Origin of the sequence: Thermogemmatispora sp. (assembly GCF_042408735.1) — a bacterium.
Lineage (GTDB): Bacteria > Chloroflexota > Ktedonobacteria > Ktedonobacterales > Ktedonobacteraceae > Thermogemmatispora.
The window spans coordinates 1-1,446 of the sequence record NZ_JBHOQV010000210.1 but is presented as its reverse complement, the minus strand read 5'-3'; the positions used below and the strand labels follow the sequence as shown (position 1 = coordinate 1,446).

The following is a 1,446-nucleotide window of genomic DNA, read 5'->3' as shown; positions in this document are numbered from 1 at the left end:
TCGCCGATGGCCATCAGGCCGTCGAGCCGCTCGATGGCTTCGCGGATCAGGCTCTTGCGATGCGTGGGCATGCTGCTCCTGGTGCTCCTGCGGTGCTGGCTGGTGGCTGCCAGGCCAGCTCGTGCTTCCTGCCACCGCACGCCTTGCCATCCCACGAGTTCAACCGTGTCCGTCCCCCTGCAGGGCGGCGGCCCTGGCTGTTCAGCTCCTTCCAAACAGCGAGCGGGGAGGGGACGAGTCCCCCGTTCTTTTGTGTCGCTCTGTTTAGACCGCGGTGGCGTCGTCTATGGAGAGCGGAGGGATGCGTTCCCTGGCATCCCTGGACAGCGAGCGAGCGGGTCACCGACCTGGCGAGAGCGGGGCTCAACCAGCGCAGGCCGGCTGCGGCTGTCCATGTCAGGCTGGTGCGGTGCGGCGTTCCAGGGGAGCGGTCCCTCCTTGCGAGCCAGGTCAGGCCAGGCACAGAGCCATGGGCGTCACCTGTTCCTGCCCTCAGTGGGGGGATGCTCTTGGGATCAGGGGAAGCGCCGGCGGCAGTGCTTCGCCTTCTCGAGGCCGCGGCACATTTGCAACACTGCTAGCATACCCACTCGACCCGGGAGCCACCTGGGAACGAGAGGGGAACCCCCTGGGAAGGAAACGGGAACGCAGAGGGAAGGGGGTCCATCTCCGAGCGGGGGAGAGCAGCGGTGGAGCGAATGGCTTGGGCTCTGGGCACCGTCGTGTGGAGGTGGTGCTGCGCCGCTGCTGCCGTTCGCTTCGAGGATCGCGGCTCCCGATTTTCCACGCAGCGATGCTCGAACGGCCTGGAAGGCCGCTCGAAGGTCAAAGTAGCTGGTGTTTTGTTTCAATTCCCAAGCGGGCGAGAGCGGCCTTCCGACCGAGCACCGGCGGCAGCGCTGGGCCAACCGCCTGCAAGTTCCAAGTTCCAATCCCTGAACGAGCTTGAGCGGCCTTCCTTCCATCTCGCAGCCTCCTTCAGCGACCTCTTCCAGAGAGCAAGTCGCGACCGCTGTCCTGCCCTGCCTGGGGTTGCCAAGAGGCGCTGATCAATACGACAGATCTTACGACAATCGTAAGATCTGTCGAGAACCTCAGATACTCGATAGGGGACAAAAAAGAGGCTTGTAAGCCTGCAAGAGGCGTGAAGAAACGAGGAGAAACCGTTTCTGTAAAATCCCACCTTCGGCACCCTTTTCTGCTCAAGAAAGGGCTGAGTCCGCTGAAAAGTGGACTCAGCCCTTTCTTCCCTTGACGGGTTCCCTGGCTGTCTTGCAATTCTGTAGCAATCACCTCTTTACCTGGCTCATTCTCACGATGGCCGGGATGTTCCTCTGCTTGCGGCTCCTTCATCACTTCTCCCCAGCTCAAGACCTGGTGTAGCTTCTTCATAGCTTCTGCTTCCATCCCCTGGAGCAGGTGGGCGTAGATACCTTTCAGCCCCCC

General features: G+C 62.1%; 1 protein-coding gene. It reads right to left on the bottom strand.

The features are described from left to right. Window positions 1–978 precede the first annotated feature (978 nt). Window positions 979–1,446 (bottom strand): hypothetical protein (locus tag ACFMO7_RS22280; RefSeq protein WP_376797681.1); only part of this gene is annotated, 468 nt, incomplete at its 5' end.